Annotated in this window: 19 protein-coding genes; 8 read left to right on the top strand and 11 right to left on the bottom strand. The window is 67.4% G+C overall.

Annotated features, from left to right (window positions below; translation table 11 throughout):
- Positions 1-223: 223 nt before the first annotated feature.
- From AC1RPL_RS14215 to AC1RPL_RS14200, 4 genes are read right to left on the bottom strand one after another with little or no spacing between them, the layout of a single operon-like run.
- Entirely contained in the window at positions 224-2305 is a 2082-nt protein-coding gene (locus AC1RPL_RS14215; RefSeq protein WP_493069966.1) for a tetratricopeptide repeat protein, read from the bottom strand.
- A complete protein-coding gene (prsR, locus tag AC1RPL_RS14210) occupies positions 2289-3659 on the bottom strand; it encodes a PEP-CTERM-box response regulator transcription factor (protein ID WP_493069965.1) in 1371 nt (456 codons plus the stop codon). The genes AC1RPL_RS14215 and prsR overlap by 17 nt, the downstream gene beginning before the upstream one ends.
- Entirely contained in the window at positions 3656-5725 is a 2070-nt protein-coding gene (gene prsK, locus AC1RPL_RS14205) for an XrtA/PEP-CTERM system histidine kinase PrsK (RefSeq protein WP_493069964.1), read from the bottom strand. Before prsK ends, prsR begins: the two co-directional genes overlap by 4 nt.
- Positions 5725-7113: a TIGR03013 family XrtA/PEP-CTERM system glycosyltransferase gene (locus AC1RPL_RS14200; RefSeq protein WP_493069963.1), complete on the bottom strand. Its 1389-nt coding sequence runs from the start codon at positions 7111-7113 to the stop codon at positions 5725-5727. Before AC1RPL_RS14200 ends, prsK begins: the two co-directional genes overlap by 1 nt.
- Positions 7114-7273: 160 nt before the next feature.
- On the opposite strand from AC1RPL_RS14200, the gene AC1RPL_RS14195 reads away from it, so the two are divergent.
- The gene (locus AC1RPL_RS14195) at positions 7274-8332 is read left to right on the top strand and encodes a mannose-1-phosphate guanylyltransferase/mannose-6-phosphate isomerase (RefSeq protein WP_493069962.1); all 1059 of its coding nucleotides are present in this window, start codon (positions 7274-7276) and stop codon (positions 8330-8332) included.
- Here the strand turns inward: AC1RPL_RS14195 and AC1RPL_RS14190 are convergent.
- On the bottom strand, positions 8329-9459 hold the full coding sequence (locus AC1RPL_RS14190; protein WP_493069961.1) for a sulfotransferase family protein: 1131 nt from the start codon (positions 9457-9459) through the stop codon (positions 8329-8331). The two genes, AC1RPL_RS14195 and AC1RPL_RS14190, sit on opposite strands and share 4 nt — an antisense overlap.
- Before the next feature lie 41 nt (positions 9460-9500).
- Between AC1RPL_RS14190 and AC1RPL_RS14185 the strand changes: the two genes are divergently transcribed.
- A complete protein-coding gene (locus tag AC1RPL_RS14185; RefSeq protein ID WP_493069960.1) occupies positions 9501-10088 on the top strand; it encodes an aspartyl/asparaginyl beta-hydroxylase domain-containing protein in 588 nt (195 codons plus the stop codon).
- Between the two features lie 216 nt (positions 10089-10304).
- Positions 10305-10670 carry a hypothetical protein gene (locus tag AC1RPL_RS14180; RefSeq protein ID WP_493069959.1) on the top strand — a complete coding sequence of 122 codons (366 nt, stop codon included), beginning with the start codon at positions 10305-10307 and terminating at the stop codon, positions 10668-10670.
- Between the two features lie 47 nt (positions 10671-10717).
- Here AC1RPL_RS14180 and pepF read toward each other — a convergent pair whose 3' ends face one another.
- The 4 genes from pepF to groES form a co-directional block, all read right to left on the bottom strand.
- Complete coding sequence (pepF, locus tag AC1RPL_RS14175; RefSeq protein ID WP_493069958.1) at positions 10718-12580, bottom strand: oligoendopeptidase F; 1863 nt, start codon at positions 12578-12580, stop codon at positions 10718-10720.
- A gap of 117 nt (positions 12581-12697) precedes the next feature.
- Positions 12698-12877 carry a hypothetical protein gene (locus AC1RPL_RS14170; RefSeq protein WP_493069957.1) on the bottom strand — a complete coding sequence of 60 codons (180 nt, stop codon included), beginning with the start codon at positions 12875-12877 and terminating at the stop codon, positions 12698-12700.
- A gap of 184 nt (positions 12878-13061) precedes the next feature.
- The gene (gene groL / locus AC1RPL_RS14165) at positions 13062-14705 is read right to left on the bottom strand and encodes a chaperonin GroEL (RefSeq protein WP_493069956.1); all 1644 of its coding nucleotides are present in this window, start codon (positions 14703-14705) and stop codon (positions 13062-13064) included.
- 71 nt (positions 14706-14776) lie between these two features.
- Positions 14777-15064, bottom strand: a complete 288-nt coding sequence (gene groES / locus AC1RPL_RS14160; protein ID WP_493069955.1) for a co-chaperone GroES — start codon at positions 15062-15064, stop codon at positions 14777-14779.
- Positions 15065-15423: 359 nt separating this feature from the next.
- Here groES and AC1RPL_RS14155 point away from each other — a divergent pair, with 359 nt between their 5' ends.
- From AC1RPL_RS14155 to AC1RPL_RS14135, 5 genes are all read left to right on the top strand, one after another.
- On the top strand, positions 15424-16221 hold the full coding sequence (locus AC1RPL_RS14155; protein WP_493069954.1) for a hypothetical protein: 798 nt from the start codon (positions 15424-15426) through the stop codon (positions 16219-16221).
- A gap of 64 nt (positions 16222-16285) precedes the next feature.
- Complete coding sequence (locus AC1RPL_RS14150) at positions 16286-17860, top strand: ShlB/FhaC/HecB family hemolysin secretion/activation protein (protein ID WP_493069953.1); 1575 nt, start codon at positions 16286-16288, stop codon at positions 17858-17860.
- Positions 17861-17956: 96 nt separating this feature from the next.
- A complete protein-coding gene (gene sppA, locus AC1RPL_RS14145; RefSeq protein ID WP_493069952.1) occupies positions 17957-19849 on the top strand; it encodes a signal peptide peptidase SppA in 1893 nt (630 codons plus the stop codon).
- On the top strand, positions 19846-20415 hold the full coding sequence (locus AC1RPL_RS14140) for a GNAT family N-acetyltransferase (protein WP_493069951.1): 570 nt from the start codon (positions 19846-19848) through the stop codon (positions 20413-20415). Before sppA ends, AC1RPL_RS14140 begins: the two co-directional genes overlap by 4 nt.
- A 53-nt stretch (positions 20416-20468) precedes the next feature.
- Positions 20469-20855 (top strand): hypothetical protein, encoded by a 387-nt coding sequence (locus AC1RPL_RS14135; RefSeq protein WP_493069950.1) that lies wholly within the window; start codon positions 20469-20471, stop codon positions 20853-20855.
- Here AC1RPL_RS14135 and AC1RPL_RS14130 read toward each other — a convergent pair.
- Entirely contained in the window at positions 20852-21226 is a 375-nt protein-coding gene (locus AC1RPL_RS14130; RefSeq protein WP_493069949.1) for a hypothetical protein, read from the bottom strand. The two genes, AC1RPL_RS14135 and AC1RPL_RS14130, sit on opposite strands and share 4 nt — an antisense overlap.
- Complete coding sequence (locus AC1RPL_RS14125) at positions 21226-21861, bottom strand: trimeric intracellular cation channel family protein (protein WP_493069948.1); 636 nt, start codon at positions 21859-21861, stop codon at positions 21226-21228. Before AC1RPL_RS14125 ends, AC1RPL_RS14130 begins: the two co-directional genes overlap by 1 nt.
- Between the last annotated feature and the right edge of the window lie 21 nt (positions 21862-21882).

The following is a 21882-nucleotide window of genomic DNA, read 5'->3' as shown; positions in this document are numbered from 1 at the left end:
CCCTTGCTCTGGCTCACCCCATCTTCGCTATCAGCCGCTGCGTGTCGGGCTTGGCTGACCGCCCGTATTGCAATGTAGGATTTCGCCTGCTCCATACTGGTGGATGCAGGCCGTCTTCCTTGCCGCTGTCGATCGCATCCGTTGTGAGCGCGCGCACGGGAAGAGGAAACCGGGCCCCCGTAGCGTAAACTTCGTAAACTTCCACGGGCGCGCCCCGCCCGACTCAGCCGTTCGCCAGCGCCAGCGCCTCGGCCCGATTCGGGAAGCCCGGGTCGGCGAGCGCGGCCTGGGCCTGGAGCTTCGCCTCCGCCTTGCGGCCGAGCGCGGCATAGACCTGCGCCAGGTGCCAGCGCAGCCCTGGGTGCCTGGGCGCCAGGGTCACCGCCTTTTGGAGCAGCTCCAGCGCGCCTTCCTTGTCGCCGCCCTTGAACAGCGCCCAGCCATAGGCGTCGGCCACCGCCGGGTTGGCGGGGGCAAGGCCATAGGCGGCCTCGCCGAAATCGACCGCAGTGCCGGTCTCGCCCGCACCCGTGTAGGCGGCGGCCAGTTCGGCGTTGAGCGCGGCATCGCCGTCGCCGATGCGGGCGCGGATGTCCTCGAGCGAATCGATCGCGGCGTCGTAATCGCCTGCCGCCAGCTGCCAGTGCGCAGAGAGGCGCAACGCGGCGATGTCGGCCGGGTTCTGCGACAGGAACAGCGCGAGTGCGTTGGCGGCATCCTCGCGACGGCCGGCGCGGTCCAGTGCCTCGACCAGGCGGAGCATCACCGGCTCGTCGAAGCGCAGGTCGGCGGCTTTCTGGTACGGCGCGACGGCGTCGCCGGGACGGTTGAGCAGCATCAGCAGGTCGCCGAGCACGAGCTGCGCGCCTGGCGCGCCGGGGTTCCTGGCGGCGATGTCCTGCGCGCGGGCGAGCGCCGCGCCCTTGTCACCGCTGGTGATCAGCGCGCGAATCAGCGGCACGGTCGCGTCGGGGTCCCCCGGCTTCAGGGCGGCGTCGGCGGCGAGGGTGGCGGTGCTGTCGTCGGCGCTGAACGCCGTCGACTCGCCGATCGCCGGGAAGGCGGCGCGGTCGAGATAGCGGGAAGCCGAGGCGCGGTCGCCGATCCGCTCGAAGCCGCGGGCGACCAGGGTGAGCGCATAGCTGTCGGCATCGGCGCGGGCGACGACGGGGCGCAGCGTGTCGATGGCGTTGCGGGCGCGATCGGTACGCAGCAGCGCCACCGCGAGCAGCTTGCGCGCAGTGATGTTCATCGGCTGCATGCCGACCAGGTCGGTCAGCTTCTCGATCGCCTGCTCGTAATCGCCCTTTTCGAGGTCGAGCGTGCCGCCGAGCAACATCATACCGGGGAGGTCGTTGATCGCGCCGCCGGTCTTGTCGAGGATTGCGCGGGCGAGGTCGAAACTGCCGGCGCGCGCAGCGATCACCGCCTGGAGATAAAGTGCCTGCGGGCTGCCCGGGCGCGCACCCTGCGCACGGCGGGTGGCGGCGAGCGCATCGACGGTGCGGCCGGCATCGCCGAGGGTGGCGGCATATTCGATCAGCGCGTCATGGCGGGCGGGGTCACGCTTCAGCGCCTGCTCGAACCAGGGCAGGGCGGCGACCAGGCCATATTGGCTGCGCACGATCTCGCCGCGCAGGATCAGTGCATCGACACTGCCGGGCGCGAGCTTGACCGCGCGGTCCGATGCTTCGGCGGCACCGAGCAGGTCGCCGGCGGTGAAGCGGAAGCGGCCGATATCGGTCCACACGCCCGCGTCATTGGGGGCGAGGCGCAGAGCCTCGGCGAGCGCGGCCTGGGCGCCGGCGAAGTCGCTCTGCGCGGTGAGCGCGCGGGCGCGGATGCGCAGGCCATAGACATGCTGCTTGGCCGGGGCCTTGTCGGCTTCGGCGGGAGCCTTGTCGGTCTTGCCCTGGAGCACCCAGGCCTCGGCGCGCCATTGCGGCACTGCCTTGGGATCATAGCCGGCATCGACCGCGCGCTGGATCTCGCCTTCGGCCGCGACGCCCTCGTGCAACGCGAGCAGCGCGCGGGCGAGGACGATATGGGCGTCCTCATTGTCGGGATCGCCGCGTACCGCTTCGGCGGCAAGGTCGCGCGCACCGGTGGCGTTGTCGGCCTTGAGCAGTTCCTCGGCGCGCGCAGTGGCCTCCGCCGCGTCGCCTTGGCTCATTTTGCCGGGCGCCATCGTGAACCAGCCGATCAGCACGATGCACAGCACGGCGAGCGCGCCGCCGATCACCAGCAAGCCGCGCAGGCCGAAGCCCGAGGATTTGGCGCGCGCGCGGTTACGGCTGGAGGTCATAGGCCTTCATCAGGTCATAGAGGGTGGGGCGGCTGATGCCGAGCAGGCGGGCGGTGCCCGAGATATTGCCTTCGGCGCGGGCGAGCGCGTGGCGAATCGCCTTGCGATCGGCTAGCTCGCGCGCCGCCTTCAGGTTGATCGGCTCGATCTCGGCCTGGGTCTCGAGGTCGAGGTCGGCGGCGCTGACGTGCTTGCCATCCGCCATGATCGCCGCGCGCTTCACGCGGTTCTCGAGCTCGCGGACATTGCCCGGCCAGCCCCAGGCGTCGATCGCGGCGAGCGCATCGGGCGCGAAGCTGCGCGCGCCGGTGTTCATCTGCGCAGCGTATTTCTGGAGGAAATGGCGGGCGAGCAGCCCGGCGTCGCCCGGCCGCTCGGCCAGGCTCGGGATGCGCACGACGATCTCGGCCAGGCGGTAATAGAGATCCTCGCGGAAGCGGCTCTCGGCGACCATCGCGTCGATGTCCTGATGGGTCGCGCAGACAATGCGCGTATCGACGGGAATCGCCTGTCGGCCGCCGACGCGCTCGATCACGCGCTCCTGCAGGAAGCGCAGTAGCTTGACCTGGAGGGGGAGGGGCACGTCGCCGATTTCGTCGAGGAAGAGCGTGCCGCCATGGGCGAGCTCGATCTTGCCCTCGGTGGTCTTCACGGCACCGGTGAAGGCGCCCTTCTCATGGCCGAAGAGTTCCGATTCGAGCAGCGTCTCGGGGATCGCGGCGCAATTGATCGCGACGAACCGCCCCTTGCGCCCGCTCTTGTCGTGCAGGCCGCGGGCGAGCAGCTCCTTGCCGGTACCGCTCGCGCCCAAGAGCATCACCGAGACATCGGCGCTGGCGACGCGCTCGATCGTGCGGGTGACCTTGAGCATCTCGGGCGCGCCGGTGAGCATGCCGCCCAGCACCGCGCCGGCCTCGACCCGCTCGGCCAGGCGGCGATTCTCCGCTTCCAGCGCGTGGACGTGGAAGGCACGGGCGACGATCAGGCCGAGCGCGTCGATGTCGATCGGCTTCTGATAGAAGTCCCAGGCACCGAGCGCGATCGCGCGCAGCATCGATTCATGCGCGCCGTGGCCCGAGGCGACGATCACCTTGGTATCCGGGCGCAGCGACAGGATCGTCTCGAGCGTCGCGAAGCCTTCGGTGGTGCCGTCGGGGTCCGGCGGCAGGCCGAGATCGAGCGTGACCACCGGCGGCTCTTCGGCGCGCAGGATCGTGATCGCTTCTTCGCGGGTGGACGCCGTGAAGATCTCATAGCCGTCATAGGCCCAGCGCAATTGCCGTTGCAGTCCGGCATCGTCCTCGACGATGAGGAGTTTCGGCAGCAGCTTGGGAAGCGGTGCGGCGGCGCTCATGCGGCCCTCCCCCAATTGTCGTTTCGGGTGCCGAGATCGGCGGGATGCGCGGCCTTGAGGATCACGCGGAAGCGCGTGCCCTTGCCTTCGCGCGAAGTGACTTCGATGCGGCCTTCCATGGCATGCGCGAGCTGGCGCGCCTCGAATGCGCCGATGCCGAAGCCGCCGTCCTTCGAGGAGACGAACGGCTTGAACAATTTGTCGCGGATGAAGGCGGGCGACATGCCGGTGCCCTGGTCGATCACGTCCACTGCCACGCGCTCCCCATCCGCCGAGACCGACAGCGTGACGGGCTCGTGCGCCGGGCTGGCCTCGATCGCGTTCTGGACGAGATGGCCGAGCAGCTGCTCCAGGCTGGCCGGATCGGCATGGGCGATGGCGCTGCGCACGCCCGAGGTCAGCACCGGATGGTGCGCCTTGCGTTGCCCCGCGACACGTTCGACCAGCGTGACGATCTCGATCGCGTGCGGCGCCTCGGTACGGCCGCGATGGTTCTGCGAGAGACGGGCGAGCAGCGCGTTCATCCGCTCGGCGCTGTTGTGCAGCGTCGCGACCATGTCGGCGCGGAACTCGGGATTGTCGGCATGGCGCTCGGCATTGCGGGCGGTGAGGGTCAGCTGGCTCACAAGGTTCTTGATGTCGTGGAGGATGAAGGCGAAGCGGCGGTTGAACTCGTCGAAGCGCTGCGCTTCGGCCAGCGCATCCTGCGCGCGGGCTTCGGCGAGATACGATGCGGCCTGGCGCCCGGCCACCTTGAGCAGGTCGAAATCCTCCCAGTCGAGCGCGCGGTCGAGCGCAGGGCGGGCGAGCAGGATCGCGCCGGCAAGCTCGGCATGATGCGGCAGCGGCACGAGCACCCAGGCGGTCTGCAGGTCGAGCATCCATTGCGGCACGGCGGGCGCGTCGACATGGTTGTCGTTGCGGCGCACGGCGTCGAGCTCCACGATGCGGCCGGTATCGTGGAGGTGATGGGCAAGCGCCTCGTCACTGGCGAGCGGCAGCGTCGCGCGGTCCCAGTTCCAGCTCGCGCCGACGCCCAGGCCACTCGCATCGGGCACGAGCAGCACGCCTGCGGGACTCTCGGTCAGGTCGGCGACGGCCTTGACGATACGCTCGTCGAGCCCGGCACCGCCTTGGGGAGTGCCGAGCGTCTCGGTGAAGCGCATCCATTCGGTGCGATAATCATAGCGGTGGCGAAAGAGATGCTTGGCCAGCTTCACCTTGAGCCAGGCGCGCAGCCAGCTGTTTGCCACCAAAGTGAGGATCGCGGCGGTGGAGCCGAGCACGAAGGCGGTCTGCAGCACACGGGCATTGGCGCCACCCACGGTGGCGATCGCGGAAGTAGCGAGTGCGAGCAGTGCGAAATAAGCGCCGATCGCGACGAGCGAAAGCGACTGATAGGTGACCGCGCGCGAGACCTCGATCTTCCAGTCGCCCTTGCGCTGGAGCGCGGCGCCGATCGCCAGCGCGACGGCGACATAGGCGAGCCCGCGCAGCACCAGCGGCTCGATTCGCCACTGCGCGGCGAGATAGGCGAAGGTGTAGAGCGCGAACTCGGCGCACCAGATGCCGGCGAGCGCGATCATCAGGGTGCGCAGCGGCCCGCCCGCGGCAGGGCTGAGTGCCGACCACATCGCCTGGACGAGCACCAGGGCAGCAACCGCCACCAGCATGCGCAGCAGGACTGCCGCGTTGGCGATCTGCGCGGCGATCTCGGCCGGATTGGTATAGGAAATCAGGGTGAGGGCGAGCGCGGCGATCTGGACCAGCACCACCACACCATAGACCGTACCCAGCGCGATCGGCGGGCGGGTCTGGGCGTCGCGGCGGTGGAGCATCAGCATGAAACCGAGCCAGGCGAGATTACGCAGGCTCTCGGCGAACCAGGTGGCGATGTCGGTCGATCCGATACCGGCGATGGCGAGCGCCCAGAGCGCGGTCGCTGCCAGTGCAAAGGCGAGCGGGCGGCGTGGCAACCCGGTCACGCCCGTCCGCCACGCCCAGAGCGCGAGCGCGCCGAACAGCAGCGCCGCGAGCGCGTGCAACCAGAGCAGCAGCGCCGCCATCAGCGCGCGCCTTCAGGGAACAACACGACGCGGATCGTCTGGAGCAGGATCAGCACGTCGAGGAAGGGGGAATAATTCTTCGCGTAATAGAGGTCGTATTCGAGCTTCTGGCGCGAATCCTCGATCGAGGCGCCATAAGGATAGTTGATCTGCGCCCAGCCGGTGATGCCCGGCTTCACCATGTGGCGCTCGGCATAATAAGGCAGCTTGGTCTCGAGATCGTCGACGAACTGGGGTCGCTCGGGGCGCGGGCCGACAAAGCTCATCTCGCCCTTCAGCACGCTCCAGCATTGCGGGAGTTCATCGATCCGGGTCTTGCGGATGAAACGGCCGACCCGCGTGATGCGCGGATCGTCCTTCTCGGCCCAGACGGCCTTGCCATTCACCTCGGCGTCCTGGCGCATCGAGCGCAGCTTGATCACGTCGAAGCCCATGCCGAACAGGCCGACGCGGCGCTGGCGATAGAAAGCGGGCCCTTTGCTCTCCAGCTTCACGGCGATTGCGAGGACCAGGATGACCGGCAGCGTCAGCGCGAGCAGGAGCAGGCTCGCCGAGATGTCGAACAGCCGCTTGAACATGCTCGAGAACATGCGGCCCGAAGAGAAGCCGTCGGAGAAGATCAGCCAGCTCGGATTGACGCTGTCCAGGTCGACACGGCCGGTCTCGCGTTCGAGGAAGGTCGAGATCTCGTTGACGTGCACGCCGGTGGTCTTGATGCGCAGCAGGTCCTTGAGCGGCAGTGCGTTGCGGCGCTCCTCGAGCGCAAGCACCACTTCGCTGGCGTTGAGCACCACGACATGGTCGGCCAGATTGTAGATCGCGTCGCGTGCGATCGCCTCCGGGATCACGCGGTTGGCTTCGCTCATCGCGACATAGCCGACGACGACGAAGCCGGCGCCCGGCGTCTTGGACAGGTCCTTCAGCCGCTTGGCGCGCGCGCCTGCGCCAAGCACGACGATGCGGCGCTTGAACGCCTGGTGGCCCAGCGCCTTGCCGAGCAGGATGCGCAGCGCGACCAGCGACAGGATCGAACAACCCATCGCGTAGAGCAGGTTCGAGCGCCAGAAGCCGATCTCGGGGATCAGGAAATAGAGTACGCTCAAGCCGATCACGCCGAGCGAGATGGCGACGATCAGCCGGGCGGTGGCATAGCGCAGCGACTGCAGCGCATCGGCGCCGTAGACGCCGACCGCCACCATCGCGACTTCGAGGAACAGCGCATAGCTGACGAGCTGCGGCCAGCGCGACTGCACCGGCGACAGGCCCATGCCGAGTTGATGCGCACGCAGCGTCCAGCCAAGCTCCCCCGACACTGCCAGCAGCAGGATGTCGAGAAAGCCGAGCAGCAGCACCGCGTTGGGCACATAATGCTTGAACAGGCGGATCATCGCCGTCCGCTGTACGGCGGAAGTGTAAACAAATCCGACATGTCGGCTGGTGTGTCGAAATCAAAAAATCTGTATGCCGTCACGAAACCGTGAGCGAAGCCAGTTGTTTGACGCGGTGGACAAACCACCGCATTGCAGCATTCCAGGAGGTCCGAACTTTATGCCGGATACGCAGCCGATCGTCCCTGTCATCCTTTCGGGAGGGTCTGGCACGCGCCTGTGGCCGATGTCGCGCGCCGAAAAGCCCAAGCAGATGCTGTCGTTGACCGCCGAGGAGACGATGCTCCAGCTCACGGCACAGCGCGCCTCGGGCGAGCGGTTCGACCGGGCGATCGTAGTGGCCAATGCGTCGCATGCCGACATGGTCGAGGCGCAGCTTGCCGCGGTCGAAAGCTCGGCGCAGGCGCTGCTGCTCGAGCCGGTGGGGCGCAACACCGCGCCGGCCATCGCGCTCGCCGCGATTGCCGCTGGCGGCGGGGCGCAGCCGCTGCTGGTGATGCCGTCGGATCACGTGATCGCCGATGTCGAGGCCTTTCATGCCGCGATCCTGACCGCGCTGCCGCTGGTCGAGCAGGGCTGGCTGATCACCTTCGGCATCACCCCCGATTCGCCAGAGACCGGCTATGGCTGGATCAAGGTGGGCGAGGCGCTGAGCGAAGGCGTGCACCGGGTCGAGCGTTTCATCGAGAAGCCGCCGCGCGAGGCCGCCGAGACGATGCTCGCCGCCGGCGGGCATAGCTGGAATGGTGGCATCTTCTTGTTCCGCGCCGATGCCTATCTCGGGGCGCTGGCCAGCTACGCGCCCGAGATCCTGCATGCAGCGCAGCAGGCCATGGAAAAGGGCCGGCGCGATGGCGCCCGGATCTGGCCGGATGCCGATAGTTTTGCCGCCAGCCCGTCGGACTCGATCGACTATGCCGTGATGGAGAAGGCGCCGCGCGTGGCAGTGGTGCCGGTGACGATGGGCTGGAGCGACGTGGGCAGCTGGGATGCGCTCCATGCGATCAGCCATGCCGATGCCGGCGGCAATGTCGTGCGCGGCGACGCGGTGGTGATCGAATCGACCAACTGCCTGGTACGCGCCGAGGCCGGCAAGCGGGTGGCGCTGGTCGGCGTCGAGGACCTGATCGTGGTCGCGTCCGGCGACGATATCCTGGTCCTGCCGCGCGGGCGCAGCCAGGAAGTGAAGAAGATCATCGAGGCGATGAAGAAGAGCTAGACGCGGGAAGGGCCGAGTGCGGCGAGCGCGGTCCGGACCGGCGTGGCGGCGGCGCGGAGTTCAGTGTCCGCTTCGTTCTGCTTCGTGTCGCGATCGGCGCGGAAGCTGTCCTCCGGGGCCTTGGCATTACGCAATGCGGCAGCCTCCATCGCGGCGCGTGCCGCCGCATCGGGCGCGATCCCGAAATGCGGCAAGATGCGGTTGAAGAAGGCTTCGGGCAGTTCGTCATAGTCGATCACCAGCCCGGCATCGGCATACGGGACGACTGCGGCGCAAATTCCCGCCAGCACCTTTGCGATGAACGCGGTTTCGGGCAGGCCGGCGTCTTTCGGGGAGAGGCCGAGCCAGGCGGGCGGGATGAGGCCCGGTACAGTGTGCATGCCGCGCATCCGCCGATGCGAGACCAGCACCTCCACGGGATCGCGGTGAAGGAAGATCCACGGCACATCGGGAAAGACGCGGCGTAGCAACGGCAGGGCGTGAGTGTGCCAGCTGTCGAGCTTGACGAAGAGCCGCTCGGCATCGCGGCCATAGGCATGGAGCAACGCGCGCAACGCTTTGGCCTGGCGCTCGGGATCGGTGAACTCGGCGCGGATCAGCGCGTCGAACGGCGGCGGCTCCGCGAGCACGACATGGCCCGGCGCGGCGCCTAGCATCTGCGCCACCAGCGTCGAGCCGCAGCGCGACATGTGGAAGACGAAGCCAGCCGGGGCAAATCCAGGGTCGCGCGGCGCTGCGATCAGCGTGTCGATCGATGTGCGCGGGCGCAGCAGCCGGTTCAGGGGACGGGCCCGCGCCTCGCGCATCGAATCCTCGAAGAAGGGGCGCTGGGGCGGGATGCCGGCAAAGTGCAGCCATTCGATATCGAGCGTCCCGTCCGGCACCCGGACGGGCAGCCAGCCGGGCGGCGGCACCTGGTCGACCCCGATAGGGTCGGCGGCATGCACCGCGTCACTGAGGATCGCGGTAGTGAGGGTGATTCCCTGCGTCTCGGCCCAGGCGCGGGCGCGATCGGTGAATAGCTCGAACTGGATCGGCTCCGCGAGATTCCGTGCCGCAGCCGGATCCGCGAGCAGGGCAGCGCGGAATGCGGCTAGGGCAGGGAGCGGCGTTGCATTCATGGGCAAGGCGGATAGGTTCATGCGAGGAAGGGAGCGGCGAAGCTAATATGGCGACTGTCCAGGCACAATCACCGTTGCCCGATCGGGTGCGCCTGCCGCTGCGCTTCGATCCCGCCGCGCTCGCCGCCGATCTCGCCGCGCTGGAAAGTGCCGACTGGACCGAGCATTTCGTGAAGCAGAATTACGAGGGCGACTGGAGCGTGCTCGCCCTGCGCGCCCAGGCCGGCGCCACCCATCCGATCCAGCTTATCTATTCGGCGCCGGGCGCCACCGAGTTCGTGGATACGCCGTGGCGGGCGCGGATGCCGGCGCTATCGGCGGTGATCGACGCATTCGCCTGCCCGGTACTGTCGGTGCGGCTGATGCGGCTCGCACCCGGATCGCTGATCAAGGAGCACCGTGACGATGATCTCGATGCGGCCGAAGGATCCGCGCGCGTGCATGTGCCGGTCGTCACCAACGACGGGATCGATTTCCGCCTCAACGGTACGCAAGTGAGGATGGCGCCGGGCGAGGCCTGGTATCTGCGCCTCGCCGACCCCCACAGCGTGGCGAACCGGGGCGAGGCTGCGCGGGTGCATCTAGTGCTCGACCTGGTAGCGAACGACTGGCTGCTGCGCCAGCTGGGCGGATGAGCGGGCGCGGGCGGCGCAAGCAGGTCGCGCACGAGGAGCCTGATCTCCACCCGCCGACGCGGCGAAGTCGGAAAGGCAACAAGCGCATTGAGGCGCGCTGGAACTAGAGGCATCAAGGCGAAGCGATATCTGCGATTCTCGACAGGTATCGCCGGGTTGCGTGCTCAACCGGGTCGGTCGGCTTTACTCGCCCGACCTGCATCTTCGGAGGTTCCAATGAAGAACGCACGTTTCGCAACGATCCTGGCCGTCGCAGCCTTGGCTGCAGTGCTTCCCGCCCAGGCGCAGATCAAGAAGGTCGCGACGCTCAAGCTGCAAATGATCGGCAATGGCTATGTCGCCTATCAGGTGGCAGGCAAGGACGTGCATTGCACCGGCAAGGGTGACAGCCCCTCGGTCGGCCAGTGCACGGCGACCTTTCCGTCCGGCAGCTCGGTGAAGCTCACCGCTTCATGGCCCAAGGGCGGATGGTTCGAGGGCTGGGGCGGGGCCGCGAAGTCCTGTGGCAAGCAGGCGACCTGCACCGTCAAGATGACCGGCGTCACCACCGTGATCGCCAGTTTCGGCCCGTTCAAGCCCTGATGAAGTGCCGGCCGGTCCCGCCCCGGGCGAGACCGGCCGCACCCTGCTCAGCCGATCAGCGCCTCGGCCTGGTCGAGCACATTCCTGAAGTCGGCGACCAGCGCCTGGTACGGGGCCGGACTCGCCATATCGAGGCCGGCGCGCTTCAGGATCTCGGTCGGATAGTCCGACCCGCCCGCCTTCAGCACCGACAGGTAATTGTCGCGCTCCTTCGCGCCGCCCTTGAGGATCGACTGGGCGAAGTAGGTCGCCGCCGCGATGCAGGTGGCGTACTGGTAGACGTAGAAGCTGTTGTAGAAGTGCGGGATATAGGCCCATTCGTTCGCATATTCGGGCTCGAGGATCATGCTGGGCCCGTGATAGGTGCGCAGCAGCTCGCCATAGACCTTGGTGAACTTGGCGCCTGACAGCCCCTCGCCCGCTTCCGCCATGTCGTGCGCCTTGAGCTCGAACTCGGCGAACATCGTCTGGCGGTAGAAGGTGCCGCGGTAATTCTCCATCTGCTGGCCGAGGTAGAAGAGCTTCTCCTCCTTGGTCTTCGCGTTCTTGAGCAGGTGGGCGACGAGCAGCTGCTCGTTGCAGGTCGAGGCGATCTCGGCGAGGAAGATCGGATAGTCAGCCTTGTCATAGACCTGGGTCGAATTGGCGAGCAGCGAGTGGAGCGCATGGCCCCATTCATGCGCATAGGTGCTCATCCCGTCATATTTGTCGCTCAGGTTCAGCAGCAGATAGGGATGCACGTCGAACGCGCCGGGGTTCATGTACGCGCCCGGGCGCTTGCCCTCGCGCGGCCAGGGATCCATCCACTTCGCCGCGGTCGCCTTGGCGATGCGCGCCTGATAGTCGGGGCCGAGTGGCTTCACGGCTTCCAGTGTCGTCGCGCGCATCTGGTCGAGCGTGTAGCTGCGGTCCATCGAGACGAGCGGCGGATAGATGTCATAATAGCCGAGGTCCGGCAGCTTGAGCATCTTGCGGCGCAGCTCGAAATAGCGGTGGAGCTGGGGCAGCCCCTTGTTCGCCTCGGCCACCAGCGTGCGGTACACCGCCTCGGGCACGTTGTTGCCCGACAGCGCACGGGCCAGCGAGGTCGGGTATTTCCGCGCCTTGGCGTAGAAGATGTCGCCGCGCACCTTGGCGCCATAGGTCGCGCCGAACGAGCTCTGGAACTTGCCATGCGCCGTCCAGAATGCGTTGAACACGGCCTTGCGGTCCTTGCGGTTGGGCGCATCGCGATTGAGCGAATAGCCCTGCGAATCGAGGCGGACCGCCTTGCCGGTCGACAGCGTGATCGTCGGCCAGGGAATGTCGGAGGATCGCAGCTGGCCCGAAATCTCGCCGGGGGCACCGAGCGGCGAGCTGGCACTGGCGAGGATCGACTCGCTCTCGGGGCTCAGCGTGTGCTCGGCCTGGCGCAGCGTATCGGCCAGTGCAAAATCGAAGCGGGTGCGCAGCGTCTCGTTGGCGGCGACGAAGGCATCGATCTTCGCCTTGCCCAGCGTCAGCAACTCGGGCGCGGCCCAGGAGCTCGCCTCGCCGAATGCCGTGTAGAGGTCGCGGGCCTGAGCGAGCTTCTCCTGGTTGGCGGAGATGCGGACATCCTCGTCGCCCTTGAGGCTGGCATAGGTGTAGATGCGGGCGATCGTGCGGCCGAGATCGGACTGGAGCAGCATCGCCTCGGCAAGCACCGCCGCGCTCTCGCCCAGCCGGCCCTTGTACTTGGCGACGCCGGGAATCGCGGCGAGGGCCTGCTTGCGGGCCGCATCCCAGGCGGCTTCGTTCGGATAGAGTTCGGTCAGATCCCACATCGGCGTGGTGGTCATCTTGGTCTCCTGGGCCCAGGCCGGCAATGCGGCGGCGAGCGAGGCGAATGCAGCCGCGGTCAGCGCTTCGCGGCGAGAGAGTTCGGTCATCAATATTCCCCGAGAACGCGCCTATAGGCCCAGCGCCGTTGTGGATGCGCCAGTCTGTCGCGGTTTCGGGACGGAGGGAAGCGGGATTGTCGCCCTATAGGGGCGTTTCGGACAGGATCAGCGCGCGCCCTTGGGCGTGACGATCCAGTCGCGCTTGGCGCGCCGCGTCATGTGCACTCCGCAATAGCGGCACTTGCTGATGTATTTGTCGGCCGAGCCGATCTGCTGAGCGTGCTTCTCCGAGCGCTCATGCTTGCCGCCAACACAACGCACCCGCCCACTGATCCAACCAAACACCCGATCGACCCCTTATCTGAATGTTGCGGAAGCTATTTCCGGATCATTTCCAACAGGTCAACGGCAACTCGCTTCGATTTGCCGCAAAAAGAGAGGGCCGGGATCGCTCCCGGCCCTTCTTTTGCTCGGAATGGGCCGGAACCACGCCGCCTGAATTAGTGAGGCCAATTCAGGCGGCGTCGGCTCAGAAGTCCATGCCGCCCATGCCACCCATGCCGCCGCCCATGGCGGGCATGGCAGGCTTGTCTTCCGGCAGCTCGCTCACCGCCGCTTCGGTGGTGATGAGCAGGCTGGCGACCGAGGCCGCATCCTGGAGCGCGGTGCGGACGACCTTGGTCGGGTCAATCACGCCGGCGGTGACCAGGTTCTCGTACACGTCGGTCGCGGCGTTGAAGCCGAGCGACGTATCCGAGCCCTCGAGCAGCTTGCCCGCGACGACGGCGCCGTCATGGCCGGCATTCTGCGCGATCTGCTTGAGCGGTGCGGTGATCGCCTTGCGGATGATGTCCACGCCGCGGGTCTGGTCGTCGTTGATGCCCTTCAGGCCCTCGAGCGCCTTGGTGGCATAGAGCAGCGCCGTGCCGCCGCCGGGGACGATGCCTTCTTCGACGGCTGCGCGGGTCGCGTGCAGCGCGTCGTCGACGCGGTCCTTGCGCTCCTTGACCTCGACCTCGGTGGCACCGCCGACCTTGATCACGGCCACGCCGCCGGCGAGCTTGGCGAGACGCTCCTGGAGCTTCTCACGGTCATAGTCGCTGGTGGTGACTTCGATCTGCTGGCGGATCGCCTCGGTGCGGCCCTTGATCGCATCGGCTTCACCGGCGCCATCGACGATGGTGGTGTTGTCCTTGTCGATCGTGACGCGCTTGGCGGTGCCGAGCATGCCCAGGGTAACGCTCTCGAGCTTGATGCCGAGATCTTCCGAGACGACTTCGCCCTTGGTGAGGATCGCGATGTCCTCGAGCATCGCCTTGCGGCGATCGCCGAAGCCCGGTGCCTTGACCGCTGCGACCTTCAGGCCGCCGCGCAGCTTGTTCACCACGAGCGTGGCCAGGGCCTCGCCCTCGATGTCCTCGGCGATGATCAGGAGCGGACGACCCGACTGGACGACGGCTTCCAGGATCGGGAGCATCGCCTGCAGGTTCGAAAGCTTCTTCTCGTGGATCAGGATGTACGGATCCGCGAGCTCGACGGCCATCTTCTCGGGGTTGGTGATGAAGTAGGGCGACAGATAGCCGCGGTCGAACTGCATGCCCTCGACGACGTCGAGCTCGAAATCGAGACCCTTCGCCTCTTCGACGGTGATCACGCCTTCCTTGCCGACCTTCTCCATCGCTTCCGCGATCTTCTCGCCGACTTCCTTGTCGCCGTTGGCCGAGATGATGCCGACCTGGGCGACTTCAGCCGAGCCCGAGACGGGCTTGGAGCGCGCCTTGATGTCCTCGACGACCTTGAGGACGGCGAGATCGATGCCGCGCTTCAGGTCCATCGGGTTCATGCCGGCGGCGACCGACTTCATGCCCTCGCGGACAATCGCCTGGGCCAGAACGGTGGCGGTGGTGGTGCCGTCGCCCGCGGTGTCGTTCGCCTTCGATGCGACTTCGCGGATCATCTGCGCGCCCATGTTCTCGAACTTGTCCTTGAGTTCGATTTCCTTGGCGACGGTGACGCCGTCCTTGGTGATGCGCGGGGCGCCGAAGCTCTTTTCGATGACCACGTTGCGGCCCTTCGGGCCCAGCGTGACCTTCACTGCATCGGCGAGGATGTCGACGCCGCGCAGGATGCGCTCACGCGCGTCGCGGCCGAATTTTACGTCCTTGGCTGCCATGTGACTGCCCTTTCAAAAGCTGAAAATGTTGAATCTCTTGACTCTCCCCGCGGGCACGCCCGCGGGAAGGGTCAGCCGACGATCCCGAGGATGTCGCTTTCCTTCATGATGATCAGGTCTTCACCGTTGACCTTGACCTCGGTGCCCGACCACTTGCCGAACAGGATCTTGTCGCCGGCCTTGACGTCGAGCGGGGTAACCTCGCCCTTGTCGTTCTTGGCGCCCGAGCCGACGGCGACGACTTCGCCTTCCTGCGGCTTTTCCTGGGCGGTGTCCGGAATGATGATGCCGCCGGCGGTCTTCGCCTCGGCTTCGACGCGGCGAACGAGCACGCGGTCGTGCAACGGACGGAAGGTCATGGAGTGATCCTCACTTAGGTTGATCTTTTGTTTGGCACTCCACGGAGTCGAGTGCCAGCCGGCGCGATATGCGGAGCCGAGTGGCTTGCGTCAACCTGTGCGCGGCGTGCCGTTGCAAATTTAGGAGGCGCCGTCTCTCCCGCAAGGTTCCTGGTAAAGATTACGTGCACCACGAATCCTGGAAACGGATTGAAACAATGTCTCGACCAACAGATTTATGACGTACCAACAAGTACCTAAGTATATTGCTGTACAGGAGACGTGGGATGATCACTAATCGTCGCCGGACGACCGGCATTGTGCTTGCATCAATCGGGATCTTTACTCTGGCTGCATGCGACAGCTCGGGAAGCTATCGGGTGGCATCGGTCGGGACTACGGCGGCCGCCGATGCCACCGACAAGGGATCGGGCGGTGCTGCCGGCGAGGGCGGCACCAGCAATGCTGGTGCCAATGGCAGCGGTTCGGGCGCCGGCGCAAGCGCGGGCAGCGGCAGCGGTGTCGGCAGCAACCTGCTGGTCGCCTCGGGCAATGCAGTGATGGGTGCGGCCAATGCCCAGACCGGGCTCACCGCGGGCCTCGGCGTTCCCGCAAACGGCGTGATCACCGGCACGGTCAACCGGGTGCTCGGCGCGACGGGGCAGACGCTGGTCTCGCTCGGCAATGGCAGTACGCTGCTGCTCGACGGCAAGGGCGGCAAGCTGGGCGACCTGGTCTCGATCGACCTGGGCCAGGGCAAGGTGGTCGGCGCGTCGGCCGGCAGCGCACCGCTGGTCGGCCTCAACGTGCTGGCGCGCAATCCCTCGACCGGCCGGCTCGCCACGGTGAGCGCCGCGACGGCCGGCAATCTGGCGAGCGTGACCGTGCCCAATGGGCAGGGCGGCCAGCTGCTCAACGTCGCCGTGCCCGGCAATCTCGGCAGCGCGACGGGCGGCACCGGCGGGCTGCTGACCGGCGTGACCGGGGCGACCAACGCCAATGCCAATGTCACTGGCGCGGTCAATTCGACGCTGGGCAATGTCAACGCCACGGTGAACGGCGTGGTCAATCCGCAGGGCGCGAGTGCTGGCGCCAACGCCAGCACCAATATCGTCGGCGGCACCGTCAACACGGTCGGTGGCGTGGTCAACGGCCTGGTCGGCGGCAAGCCGCGCTGACCCTGAGGAGCCGCGCGCCCGTCCGCGCGCGGCTCGTCTTTCCTGAACATGATCGGAGAGAGTCATGCTGATCGCGCTAGCCGCGTTCGCGGGGCAGGACGCGGGCGTCATCGTCGATCGCAACCGGATCGACCGCACCCCGGTGCCGCGCGAGACACCCGCCCGAGCCACGCCCAGGCGGGGCACCGCCAGCGTGGGTGCCATCGGCAGCGAAGTGCCGATCCAGGGCATCCGCTTCCAGGGTGCCGAGGCACCGGTCGCGGTGGCCGATGCGGCGCGGCGCTTCATCGGGCGGCCGGGCAACAAGGACACGCTGCTCGAGCTCGCCGGCATGCTGTCGCGCGCCTATCAGCGCACCGATGTCGCGCTCTACACGGTGGCGATCCCCGAGCAGGACACCAGCAATGGCACCGTGACGGTGCTGCTCACCGAAGGGCGGATCGCCAGCGCGGCGGTGAAGGACGCAAAGGGTGGGAACTCCCTGCTGCGCGCGCGGATGGCGCCGATGCTCGACGAGACGCCGCTCAGCCGCGGCACCTTCGAACGGCAAGTGACGCTGATGCGGGCGATACCGGGCCTGACCTTCACCACCGACTTCGCCGACCCTAATGCGAACGGCGCGCTGGTGCTGACCGTGACGCCCAAGCAGAAGCGCACGCGCTTCACTGCCGGCTTCACCAATCGCGGGGTAGCGCAGCTGGGGGACGGGCAGTTCGATGCCAAGGCGGAATTCTATGGGCTCGGGGTCGATGGCGACCAGCTCAGCCTGGCGGCATCGGCGGCGAGCGACTTCAAGCGCTATCGCTATCTGAGCGGCAGCTACGGCGTGTCGATCACCGCGAGCGGGCTGACGCTGACCACCAGCGGCGGCTATCTCGAGACGCGGCCCAAGGGCTATCCGGTGCTTGGTACGGCCAAGCTGGCCGGCACCTCGCTCAGCTATCCGCTGATCAAGGGCTTTCGCCGTAGCCTCGACCTGTCGCTGGGCGTGGACGGGCTCAACAGCGACAATGCCGCGTTCGGCGCGCTGATCGCGACCGAGCGGACGCGGGCCTTGCGCGGCGGGGCGAGCTTCTCCGACACGCGCGAGAAAAGGAGCGTGGCGTTCGGGCTGTCGGGATCGCAGGGGCTCGACATGTTGGGCGCGCGCACCGACCCGCTCTATGCCGATCCGCGTTTCCTGAAGTTCAACGGCTCGGCCTATCTTGCCCAGGCGATCGGCAAGCGCTTCGTGGCGCGGGTGCAGGCAGGCGGCCAGTGGAGCCGCGACCGGCTGCCGGCGGCGGAGCGCTTCGCGGTGGGCGGTGACAGCTATGGCCGGGCCTTCGATGTCGGCTTCCTCAGCGGCGATCGGGGGGCGGGGGCGACGGGCGAGTTCGCGGTGCGGCCGCTCAAGGGCAAGAAATTCGGCACCAGCGAGATCTATACGTTCGTCGACCGCGCCTGGATCGGCATCGAAGGGCGCGGCGGCGTGCCCGGGCGCAACGACTATGCGCTCGCCTCTGCCGGCTTCGGCACGCGGCTGCGCTGGGTCGACAAGGCCGAGATCGGGCTGGAGGCGGAGCGGGTGATCGACGACCCCTATCCCGGCTATGACGAGGACTGGCGTTTCTCGGTCGCCTGGCGGCTCTCCCTCTGAGAGACAGGAGCTGTCTTGCCTGGCTAGTACAGGCGTTTACTCCCGTGTGGCGATCCTCTAGCAGGAGCGCCGGATTCCTTCGCATGGGAGCGGCACGTGAAGCTTGTTAAAGGCGCCTGGAAGATCCTGGTGGGGATCAAGGACTTTCTGGTCCTGGTCTTCATGCTGCTGTTCTTCACGATGCTGTTTGCCGCACTCTCGGCCAAGCCCAACCCGGCGGCGATCCGCGACGGCGCGCTGGTGGTCGCACTCGACGGCACGCTGGTCGAGCAGCCCGAGGAAGTGGATCCCTTCTCGAAGTTCACCGGCGGCAGCGCAGTCAAGCAGCAGCGGCTGCGCGACGTGGTGCGCGCGCTCGATGCAGCGAAGACCGACGCCCATGTGAAGGCGGTGGTGCTCGACCTCGACCGCTTCATGGGCGGCTATCCCGCGGCGATCAGTGAAGTCGCGGCGGCCGTGGGCCGGGTGCGTGCGGGCGGCAAGCCGGTGCTCGCTTATGCCACGGCCTATACCGATGACAGCTATGCGCTGGCCGCCAATGCCAGCGAGATCTGGGTGAACCCGCTGGGCGGCGCGATGTTCGCCGGGCCGGGCGGGACCCGCCTCTATTACAAGGGCCTGCTCGACAAGCTGGGCGTGACTGCGCACATCTACCGCGTCGGCAAGTTCAAGTCGGCGGTCGAGCCGTATATGCGCAGCGACATGTCGCCCGAGGCCAAGGAAGCCGAGCTGGCGATCTACCAGCCGATCTGGGCGCAGTGGCAGGCGGAGATCGCCAAGGCACGGCCCAAGGCCAAGCTGGCCGATTATCTCGCCAAGCCGGCCGAGATCGTGACCGCCGCCAAGGGCGATATCGCCAAGTCCAACCTGGCGCTCGGCATCGTCGACAAGCTGGGCGACCGGCTGGCGTTCAGCAAGCGCGTCGCCGAGATCGCCGGCGCGCCGAGCGGCAAGCCCGTCGGCACGTTCAACCGGATCAAGCTGGACGATTTCGTCGCCGCCAACCCGCTGCCGACCGGCGGCGATGCGATCGGCGTGATTACGATCGCCGGCGAGATCGTCGATGGCAAGGCGGGTCCCGGCCATGCCGGCGGCGACAGCGTGAGCGCGCTATTGCTCAAGGGGCTGGCGAACAAGAACCTCAAGGCACTCGTGGTGCGCGTCGATTCGCCGGGCGGATCGGCGCTGGCGTCGGAGCAGATCCGCCAGGCGATCCTGCAGGCCAAGGCGCAGGGGCTGCCGGTGGTCGTCTCGATGGGCAGCCTGGCCGCGAGCGGCGGCTATTGGGTGTCGGCTGCCGGCGACACGATCTTCGCCGAGCCGAACACGATCACCGGATCGATCGGCATCTTCGGCGTGATCCCGACCTTCGAGAAGACGCTCGCCAAGATCGGCGTGGGCACCGATGGGGTGCAGACCACGCCGCTGAGCGGCCAGCCGGACATCTATGGCGGCACCAATGCGGAGACCGACCGGCTGCTCCAGTCGGCGATCGAGGCGGGCTATGGGCGCTTCATCTCGCTGGTCGCGGGCGCGCGCAAGCTGACGCCCGAGCGGGTCAACGAGATCGCCCAGGGCCGGGTGTGGATCGGCGGCACCGCGCACCAGCTCGGGCTGGTCGACCGGTTCGGCGGGATCGACGATGCGATCGCCGAGGCCGCGCGCCGCGCCAAGCTCGATCCGGCCAAGGTGCATGCGGTCTATCTCGAGAAGCAGCCTTCGAGCTGGGCCAAGCTGATCGAGAGCGTGCTCGGCGACAATGACGAGGATGGCGACAAGGCCGACGAGACGGCGGGCGCGGATATCTTCGCCCGGGTCGCGATCGAGCAGCGCGCGCTGTTCGCCCAGGCGCTGGGTGACGCGAAGCGGCTCACCAAGGGCGGATCGGTGCAGGCGCGCTGCCTGGAGTGCGGCGCGCTCGGGCCGGCGACGGGCAGTGTCGAGGACCGTACCCTGTTCGACGCCATCGCAGCGCGGTTCGGCCTGTGATCGGCATCCGCGCGGCAAGGCCGGAGGATGCCGGGGCGATCGCGGCGATCTATGCGCCGCATGTGCTGACCGGCACCGCCTCGTTCGAGATCGAGGCGCCCGACAAGGCCGAGATGCGCAAGCGCATGGCGTCGAGCGACGGGCTCTATCCCTGGCTGGTCGCGACGACGGGCGCAGCGGACGATGCCGATGCCGGCGTGATCGGCTATGCCTATGCCAGCAAGTTCCGCGACCGGCCAGCCTATCGCTATGTCTGCGAAACCTCGATCTACCTGACCGACACGTCGAGCGGGTCGGGCGTCGGGCGGCTGCTCTACGAGGCGCTGGTCGATACGCTGCGCGCGCAGGGCTTCGTCCATGCGATCGGCGCGATCGCGCTGCCGAATGACCGCTCGATCCGATTGCACGAGGCAGTGGGCTTCCGCCGCCAGGGCGTCTACCGCGAGGTCGGCTTCAAGCATGGCCAGTGGATCGATATCGGCTTCTGGCAGTGCGAACTGAACGAACCGCGCGTACCCCCTGTCGAACCACGGAAATTCGTCGATATGGGGATTGTCCGGGATTGAGGCGTTTGATCACGGGCGGCTAAGCGCGCCGCTCCCGTGGATGAGGGCCTGCCATGTCCAATTCGGTTTCGCACAGCATCGAGGTCGATCTCGAGCGGAAGCTCGTCAACCTGCGCATCGGCGGGCTCGTCTCCGCCGAGGATGCCGCCTGGATTGGCGAGGAACTGCGCGCCGCGATCCGCGCGCTGGGCGAGGACGTCGGCAAGCATGTGACGCTCTATGACGCCAGCGGCGTGCACGTCGTGCCGCAGGAAACCGTCGAGCTGATCAAGCACACGCTCGACAATCCCGCCGTCCGCCAGCTCTGGGCGCGCAAGATCGCGTTCGTGGTGCGCACCGCGCTTGCCAAGCTGCAGGTACAGCGGCTCCGGGAAGTTCGGGCGGACATCGGCGTGTTCGAGGACCGCGACGCCGCCATCGCCTGGCTGATGGAGCCCTAATCCAGCCGAGTGAATTCGCGGCGACCGTTCTCGGTGACCATCGCGAAGCCGGTGGTGGTGCGCACCAGGCGGACGCCTTCCATCTCCAGCCCGTCCGGTTCCACGGTCACTACGCCTTCCGATACCGGCCCCTGATCGTTGCGATAGGCGAAGCGGATCCGGGTGCCGTCCCAGCGATACTCGGTATCGCCCTGATAGAGCTTCTCGCCCCCGTCGATGACTTCGTGATGGTCCAGCACCCCGGCGGTGGTCCGCGTGAAGCAATGCGTGTCGACCGCCGCGGGCGCGAGCGTGGTGCGCCAGCAATGGCCGACCCAGAAATCGAGCGGCGCGAGGGGGTCCTGCGCGGCGAGGAGCAGAGCAAGCAGCATCAGCGGCGCCCCCGATAGGCGGGTAGGCCGAGCTTCCACACCATCGCCGCGGCACGCAGGCCGAAGCCGGCGCTGGCCGCCAGCAGGCCCGCGACGAAGGTCGGCAGCCCCAGCAGCGTGAGCGCGACCTGGAGCGAGGCGGTGAGCGCGGCGGCGGTCACATAGAGCTCGGGACGCATCAGGATCGACGGCTCGTTGGCCAGCACATCGCGGATGATTCCGCCGGCGCAGGCGGTGACGACGCCCATCACCGCGGCGGGCACCGGCGGGATGCCATAGCCGAGCGCCTTGGCCGCGCCGAACGCGGCATAGGCGGCGAGCCCGAAGGCATCGAGCCAAGCGAAGGTATTGTCGTTCCACCAGCGCTGCGGCGTGATCCAGATCATCACCGCGACACCTAGGATCAGCGATGCGACGCTCGCGTCATGCACCCAGAAGACCGGCGCGCCGATCAGCAGGTCGCGGATCGTGCCGCCGCCGACGCCGGTGACGAGCGCGAAGAAGGCCGCCGTGACGAAGGTCTGGGCGCGATGCGCGGCGGCTAGCGCGCCGGTGGCAGCGAACACGGCGATGCCGAGCATGTCGAGCCAGGGCAGGATCGGCCCGATCCGGGCGGCGGCGTCTACGGCTTCCATCTGCCTTGTTTCTCTCCAGCA

This window comes from Sphingomonas sp. GW821-FHT12D09, assembly GCF_058807215.1.
The sequence above is the reverse complement of the archived record's forward strand: the minus strand, read 5'-3'. Positions and strand labels throughout refer to the sequence as shown.

Excerpts from the sequence above, each read along its gene's own strand:
- AC1RPL_RS14215 (WP_493069966.1), bottom strand. The coding sequence starts at position 2,305 with ATGACCTCCAGCCGTAACCGCGCGCGCGCCAAATCCTCGGGCTTCGGC.
- prsR (WP_493069965.1), bottom strand. The coding sequence starts at position 3,659 with ATGAGCGCCGCCGCACCGCTTCCCAAGCTGCTGCCGAAACTCCTCATC.
- prsK (WP_493069964.1), bottom strand. The coding sequence starts at position 5,725 with ATGGCGGCGCTGCTGCTCTGGTTGCACGCGCTCGCGGCGCTGCTGTTC.
- AC1RPL_RS14200 (WP_493069963.1), bottom strand. The coding sequence starts at position 7,113 with ATGATCCGCCTGTTCAAGCATTATGTGCCCAACGCGGTGCTGCTGCTC.
- AC1RPL_RS14195 (WP_493069962.1), top strand. The coding sequence starts at position 7,274 with ATGCCGGATACGCAGCCGATCGTCCCTGTCATCCTTTCGGGAGGGTCT.
- AC1RPL_RS14185 (WP_493069960.1), top strand. The coding sequence starts at position 9,501 with ATGGCGACTGTCCAGGCACAATCACCGTTGCCCGATCGGGTGCGCCTG.
- AC1RPL_RS14180 (WP_493069959.1), top strand. The coding sequence starts at position 10,305 with ATGAAGAACGCACGTTTCGCAACGATCCTGGCCGTCGCAGCCTTGGCT.
- pepF (WP_493069958.1), bottom strand. The coding sequence starts at position 12,580 with ATGACCGAACTCTCTCGCCGCGAAGCGCTGACCGCGGCTGCATTCGCC.
- groL (WP_493069956.1), bottom strand. The coding sequence starts at position 14,705 with ATGGCAGCCAAGGACGTAAAATTCGGCCGCGACGCGCGTGAGCGCATC.
- groES (WP_493069955.1), bottom strand. The coding sequence starts at position 15,064 with ATGACCTTCCGTCCGTTGCACGACCGCGTGCTCGTTCGCCGCGTCGAA.
- AC1RPL_RS14150 (WP_493069953.1), top strand. The coding sequence starts at position 16,286 with ATGCTGATCGCGCTAGCCGCGTTCGCGGGGCAGGACGCGGGCGTCATC.
- AC1RPL_RS14135 (WP_493069950.1), top strand. The coding sequence starts at position 20,469 with ATGTCCAATTCGGTTTCGCACAGCATCGAGGTCGATCTCGAGCGGAAG.
- AC1RPL_RS14130 (WP_493069949.1), bottom strand. The coding sequence starts at position 21,226 with ATGCTGCTTGCTCTGCTCCTCGCCGCGCAGGACCCCCTCGCGCCGCTC.
- AC1RPL_RS14125 (WP_493069948.1), bottom strand. The coding sequence starts at position 21,861 with ATGGAAGCCGTAGACGCCGCCGCCCGGATCGGGCCGATCCTGCCCTGG.